At 43.1% G+C, this 6,956-nt stretch carries 5 protein-coding genes and 1 tRNA gene; 3 read left to right on the top strand and 3 right to left on the bottom strand.

Features of this window, described 5'->3' with window-relative positions; genetic code table 11:
- Window positions 1-561: 561 nt before the first annotated feature.
- Window positions 562-2,334 (bottom strand): lipoxygenase family protein, encoded by a 1,773-nt coding sequence (locus O9323_RS18040; protein ID WP_288125519.1) that lies wholly within the window; start codon window positions 2,332-2,334, stop codon window positions 562-564.
- 397 nt (window positions 2,335-2,731) lie between these two features.
- Here O9323_RS18040 and speB point away from each other — a divergent pair, with 397 nt between their 5' ends.
- From speB to O9323_RS18025, 3 genes are all read left to right on the top strand, one after another.
- Window positions 2,732-3,631 (top strand): agmatinase, encoded by a 900-nt coding sequence (speB, locus tag O9323_RS18035; RefSeq protein ID WP_130756935.1) that lies wholly within the window; start codon window positions 2,732-2,734, stop codon window positions 3,629-3,631.
- A 46-nt stretch (window positions 3,632-3,677) separates the two neighbouring features.
- A tRNA-Val gene (locus O9323_RS18030) sits at window positions 3,678-3,751 on the top strand.
- An 80-nt stretch (window positions 3,752-3,831) separates the two neighbouring features.
- Window positions 3,832-4,881 (top strand): Rieske 2Fe-2S domain-containing protein, encoded by a 1,050-nt coding sequence (locus tag O9323_RS18025; protein WP_149106658.1) that lies wholly within the window; start codon window positions 3,832-3,834, stop codon window positions 4,879-4,881.
- A 158-nt stretch (window positions 4,882-5,039) separates the two neighbouring features.
- Here O9323_RS18025 and O9323_RS18020 read toward each other — a convergent pair whose 3' ends face one another.
- Window positions 5,040-6,152: a hypothetical protein gene (locus O9323_RS18020; protein WP_002750349.1), complete on the bottom strand. Its 1,113-nt coding sequence runs from the start codon at window positions 6,150-6,152 to the stop codon at window positions 5,040-5,042.
- Window positions 6,153-6,211: 59 nt separating this feature from the next.
- Window positions 6,212-6,956, bottom strand: a 745-nt coding sequence (locus O9323_RS18015) for an RRXRR domain-containing protein (RefSeq protein ID WP_288125518.1), incomplete at its 5' end; no start/stop codon positions are given.

The following is a 6,956-nucleotide window of genomic DNA, read 5'->3' as shown; positions in this document are numbered from 1 at the left end:
CTCCAAGCAGTGTCATAACTGATCCCTTTTTTCTTAGCATAATCTGATAGTTTTATATGAACTGCAACGTAAACTTGTACTAACCATATTAGCAGTTGTTTGCAGTCATTTGCATATATTTTTTACAAAACTTTACAATACAAGGTGAGGCTCAGGCATGGGACACTTCACTTGACTACTCTGCCTACATCTTGCCGCTAGACCCAAACTAACTTTTGGATACGATGCACAGTTGGCATTCATACTAAATCTGGTTATTAAAAACTGATTATTTATTCCCCTTTGCCTTTTACCTCTTGCCTTTTGCCTCTCCTCATAACTAGCCTGTACTCAACGGATTTAGTATCATACCTTGATTCTGCAACGCCTAGACTTACAACTTCAATCAATGTGCATGGTGCGTTCCCCAAAAATCGATCTGTGGAGCGGTAGAAGTTGCATTAGGGAACGCACCCTACAAGATCGGCGATCGCTAATAAAAATCCCCCCTAAGACCGGGGGATTTTTTTCAGGGTAAAATAGCAAAAGTTGAAAGCCAAGCTTAGAGATATTATCTTAGACTTAAATGCTGATGCTATTGAGTATTAGAGAAGGTTTTAGATAGGTATAGGGTACGATCCGTTTTTGATTATTGGCATCAATCTCTTGTTCGTTCATATTGAGATTTTGCTGAAATTGTCGAAGGAAGCCCGTAATTGTTGCCTGATCACCCTCGGCAAAAACCTCCTCAAACTTCCGGCCATAGAGTTCTCGAAAAGCTTTATCGTAATAGCCCAATTGATCGTATCGATAGTCGGATAAAGTGAACAGACTTTGTAACTGATCGGCAGCCTTTTTATAAGGAGGCAATAGCTGAAGAATGTCTTTTTCGGTAATTGATCCTCTGGCATCTCCAATTATTGATCCTGTAGTATCCTTAATCGCTTCTGGAAGATCACAGTAAGCGGCCAAGGGCATATTAGCGGCAAAAGTCATGTAATCATACTGACCATAGTTAACAGCTGAATGCAGTGGCCCGCAGATAAAAATAATTGTGGTAACGACTTCAATTAAGTCCTCTACATCCGTAAAATTGGCCGGCATTCCCTTCACATTGCCCCCTTGATCTGCCGCAGAATTAGATAATTCTCCGGCCCATGCTTGCAATTCTTGATCGTTAGTGATGTCTTGGGGGTTTGGGTAAAAATAATGGAGATAATCAGAAACAAACTGATTAATAGACTGCCAAACCAGCATCCCATCATCCCGGTAAGGGTAGTGGGGTAGTCGTTCCGTATCGTCCATACCCCGGTTACTTATTTCTTTAGGAAAGGCAAAGTCTCGAAGATTCCAGTTTGCGTAGGCATCCTTAACCAGTGCCATCGACTCGCCCAAGGTGCCAGCCAATAATTCATCCACCGGTCCACCAGGGTTGATCAGTCTCTCTTGTCCCAGATGGTTGTTCGTTAACATAAATCTTAGGTGTGGCTTAAGCAGAAGACTGAGGGGATGATTTTCTGCCAGTTGCCGGGCCGTGCCGATCGCGATCGGTTCCATGACAAAATGAGTTCGACAGAGATGGGAATTCATCTCGTGGTGATTGCTATCGGCCACCTGAACACAAATTTTAGCAAATAGCCAAGCAAGGGGGTTTTTCTCAAAAGGAGTATAAAGCTTTTCCGCATTTTCCCCAAATTGGATAGCGATCGGAACTAATTTGCCCCGATCTCTGATGCCACTTTTCCGCCACCAAAAGAAGGCCCTGGGTTTCGGTAAATATTTTCGCCCTTTGGCATGGGTTCCCCCTTGAATCAAAGAGGGACCGAGATAATTAATGTCCGTACCCGTATAATCGGCAATATAAATGTTTCCCGCTGCTAATTCTTGATTGACCTGAAACAATGGCTCGAAATCTGTCTTAGAACTAGGGATTTGATTGAGAACTTGGGCGCGAGCATCCCCCGGCTTCAGTAAACGTAATACTAGGGGATTAGCTCCCGATAGACGTTGTTCGGCAAAGGCATCATTGGTTTGATAGACTTTGGCGATTTTGGGTAAGGGGATAATGGCAAAGAAGTCCTCATAATCTTGTAGCTCATCGAGGGGATCTAAAAAAGATTTGACTTTGACAGCCAGCATATTGGCCGGTAGTTCCGCAGTTGCCGCCAACCGTTCAGTAATGTACTGAAGGGAAAAGTTTTCCGCTGCAGGCACGGATTCCATGAGGACTAAGGGTGGGAGATACTGATAGTCGTATCTATAGGCTTGGCGTTGAAGATTGAGGGAATCAGCCCGCCGATTCGCATCTGGTTCATTTTGGGGCAAACAAGGAGTGGGAGGAGGGGTATTAACCATTCTGATCAAGTTTGAAAAAATTTAAGTAATTGTACCTTGTTTTTTCTTCCTTACATTGATTTCTGAACATTTTTTAATAATTGATTCTCGCTATCACCCATTTTGATTCTCAACATCTGGCTTTCTTTTTCATCTGGCAACAAATATCAGAACGGGAATATCAATATCAGAAACTCCTCGGGTTTCCAAATCCCAGACAAATTGTTCAAAATTAGGATACTCTGACAAACATTCTTGAATAAACATGGGTACAGCAAAAAAAGTTAAGGGATGTATCTATTGATAGATAAGGGGTTGTGGCTATTGTAGTAGATACGTTTGGAGTCAGTTGAGATAGACAAAAATAGTCAAAATATTTATAATAGAAGATTGGACTAAAATTTTCTGTGACTTGCCCATGTTATTGTCTTGCGCCACCGGTAGCGAACAATTTTTAGGGAGTGAAGCGATCGCCACTTACGCCAAAGCTAAGGCCGTAATCCTGCCGATTCCCTACGAGGCCACCACCACCTATCGCAAGGGTTGTGAAACTGGACCGGCGGCGGTGATTACTGCTTCCCAACAATTGGAAGCTTATGACGAGGAACTTAAGAGGGAAACCTGTTTAGAAGTGGGCATCTATACCCATGATGCGATCGCAGATACCCGTCAACAACCGCAATTGTCCGCCGAGGAGATGTTAGCCGTCACCACAGCTACAGTTTCTCGTTTAATTGCCGATGATAAATTTGTCGTCGCCGTCGGGGGTGAACACGCTATCACTACGGGAGTAGTACAAGCTTATCGACAGGCTTTATCGGACCCTTTTACTGTGGTTCAAATTGATGCCCATGGCGATATGCGTTTTGAGTACGAAGGATCGCACCATAACCACGCCTGCGTGATGCGTCGGGTGTTAGAAATGGGTTTACCGACCTTACCCGTGGGAATTCGGGCTATTTGTCGGGAAGAAGCGGAATTAATCGCTAAGCAGCAGATTCCTGTGATTTGGGATCGAGATATCGCCGGTGATCCGAATTGGATCGAAAAAGCGATCGCCAAAATTACCACCGAGAAGGTATTTTTAACCATAGACGTGGATGGCATCGATCCCGCTTTAATTCCGGGGGTAGGAACCCCGGAACCGGGGGGGTTAAGTTGGCATCAAACCTTAGGCTTTCTCCGTCGTCTTTTCCAAACTCATCAGGTGATTGGCTGCGATGTGATGGAATTGGCCCCGATTAGTGATTCGGTGGTCTCGGAATTTACCACTGCCAAGTTAATTTATAAGTTAATTGGCTATCAATTTACTGCCTAGAGGCTTGCCTAATTAGAAGCAATCGTGTTATAATAGCGATCCGTGCGGACGTATAGCTCAGTTGGTTAGAGTACATCGTTGACATCGATGGGGTCACTGGTTCGAATCCAGTTACGTCCATAAATTATCTGCCCTAGTCTTGGTCATAATCTTCATTTCTGATGATAGGATGAACGATCGAAGCTCTCCAGACAAACCCTATGACTAGCTTACTGCGCGACTTTTGGTATGTGGCCACACCAGCAAATAAACTGAAACCCGGTCAGCTAATGGCCAAAAAAATGCTAGGTGAACCGATTGTTGTCGGCAGGAGAGAGGATGGAGAAGTGTTCGCATTGCGGGATATTTGCCCCCATCGTGGCATTCCGCTGCACCATGGCTGGATTGAAGGGGATGGGGTGTACTGTTGCTATCATGGCTGGAAATTTAACACTAGCGATGGCGTTTGTTCTGAGATCCCCTCATTAACGGAACACGATCGCCTTGATATTAGCAGAATTTGTGTCACCAGTTATCCCTGTCGTGAAATACAAGGTCATATCTGGGTGTTTATTCCGGCAGACTCAAAAAGAGAAATTAATCGAGAAAATCTGCCCCCTGTGCCGACTATTGCCGATTTTGGCAAACTTACCCCCAAAGTAGCCGAAACTATCACTTTTGACTGCAATATTGACCATGCAGTGGTGGGATTGATGGATCCGGCCCACGGTCCCTACGTTCATACTTCTTGGTGGTGGCGCAGCGGTCCGCGCAAATTTCGGGTCAAGGAAAAACAATACGAACCTGTTCCCCTCGGTTTTCGTCTTGCTCCCTATGATATGCCTGTAAGTGCGAAACCCTATAAAATTTTGGGTAATAAGGTATCGATTGAAATCGTTTTTGAATTGCCCTCGGTGCGTACAGAAATACTACGAGGCGATCGCCATTTGGCCTGTGCTTTTACGGCAATTACTCCCATCGATGAAAATCACTGCGAAGTCCATCAAAGTTTATACTATACGATTCCTTGGTTGGCATTTTTAACCCCTCTTTTGCGTTATTTAACTCTACAATTCCTCAAACAGGATCGCGATGTGGTGATTAAACAACAGGAAGGACTTAGTTATCATCCAGCTTTGATGTTAATTGATGATGCCGATACCCAGGCCAAATGGTATTATCGCCTCAAGCAGGAATACGAAAAATCTCAAGCAGAAAAACGGGATTTTGTCAACCCCATTAAAGCACAAATTTTACGGTGGCGCAGTTAGAATTAAGTAGCTGGTTATAATTAAATTAAAAATGGATTTTAGGTTCGATCCCCCCTTAATCCCCCCTTGATAAGGGGGGTGTCGATCCCCCCTTAATCCCCCCTTGATAAGGGGGATATATGATAATTTTTAACGCCTACCTACTTAGATGATTTTATTTAGGTTCTGCCTAGGGATTTATTGACACTGGTTTCAATTTGATAAATGGATGAAAGGACGCTACCTTGATGATTATTGACTAGATCGTATTTGACTTCTTGTAAATAATTAAAAATGGCATCCCGCAGAATCGGTTTTTCAATGTTTACCGTGTGCTGATAGTCCCATAAATCCCAAACTATCAAACCAATTCCCACGATTGGATCGATTAATTCTGCGCCAAAACTACTCGCTACTGCTCCACCGGTTTTAGTGGCAATTTTCGCCCCCGTTTTTCCCGCTAGGGACAAATAAACTGTGCTGCCCACTTTCACCACTGGGATGAGAGATTTAACTCCCAAAGCAGTGGCACCACCGACTAAAAGTTTAATTGATGTGTTAGAAATATTGCCCTCGGTATCTTGAATTGTTATGGCTATATCGCTAAGATAACGATCCCATTTGCCTTGGGGAATTTGATAACTGGCCTGAATATTCTCTAACTCATTGCTTAAATTATTGACATATAAATTAACAGCATCCCTAGTAATTCTCTCTAGACGTAATTGGGCCTCTTGGGGACGAATTACCCGTTTAGTAAACTCGGTTTGAATAGTTTTGGTCAAATTTTCTGCCACCACCTGTTCCGGGGGTGGATTATCTGTATTGACCCAGTGAGCGATCGAGGAGTATAATCCGCTTAGAAAGGCCTTACCCTCAAATTGTTTTTGATTGAAATAGTTAAAATACCAAGGCAAAAAACCCTGATCTACTCGTGTCATCAACTCCTCCACCCATCCCTCAATTTCTACTAGGGCAAAGCTTTGAGAATTGGCTCTCGCTGTCTGTAAAGCTTGGCTAATTTCTCGATCGATTTTACTGTTAGATTTTTGGGGTATAGTGATGGGAATCTCTAGGTTAGTTTCGGTAGCAACCTTAGTTTTTAACGGTTCATTGCTGGCAGTTCCTAGCCAAATTTTCCCTAAAAGAGGCACGATAACCACTAGAACAACTATAGCCCAAATTAACGGGGTGATCGCCTTAATCAGTTGACTGATTGCCTGAATACGGTTAGTTTTTTCACTATACTGAGGTGGCTCAATATTTTCCTGTGAATCTGGCCTGGAGTTCATCGAAAAATTGGGTCTGAAACCCCGCCCTTTAGCGATAACGGAGGACGGCTTTATACAAGTTAGTGAGAAACAATTAAACCGTTAGAACGACTAATTAACTGAATCTTGCTAACAGCCATCTGTCCCAATCGTTGACCATTGGCATCGCTTACAGATAGCTGTTTTTCGGTATCTCCACTAACATAACCAATCCCTTTGGGAGAAGAAACTAAATCTCCTTTACGGAACCCATGTCTTGTGGTAGAGCCACCATATTTACGTCGTTTACCACCCTTAGAAAAAACCATCAGGTGAAGTTGACGACGACTAACAGGAGGACGTTTGATGACAACAAAGGGAGCGTTTGTTACTTTAACATAACCCTTCCAATCATATCCATGTCCATTAGAAGTATGGAATGGCAAATAATCTAAAAATTGAAAACAGGCAAGAGCAATTCCATCGTTAGCATGACTTTCGGGTGATTGTTCTGCTTTATTTTTAGACTTTTCTAGTCGCAAATGTTTTCTGAGATTAGAGGTTTGCCAACCAAAGCGAGTATGGACTGTTGCCAATCGAGACAGTTGCTCAATAGCCCATTTCTGTCCGACCATAACCGACGAGAAACCTTTTCCAGACTTAGCTCCTTTTCTACCAGAAGTTAGATCAATATAGGCTTTGATGTACTCAAAGTAAATGTCAGTAATTGGATAGATTTTGGTTAGTTCAGAAACGACTCGAAGTTCAAGTTGACGATTAGCTCTGATTGAGGGAGCTAATTTTCCTTGTTTTCTATTTGAGAATCGTTTTTGTCGATGCGCTCTT

Origin of the sequence: Microcystis sp. LE19-131.1A (assembly GCF_027532015.1) — a bacterium.
Lineage (GTDB): Bacteria > Cyanobacteriota > Cyanobacteriia > Cyanobacteriales > Microcystaceae > Microcystis > Microcystis ichthyoblabe_A.
This window is presented reverse-complemented; position numbering and strand designations above follow the sequence as displayed.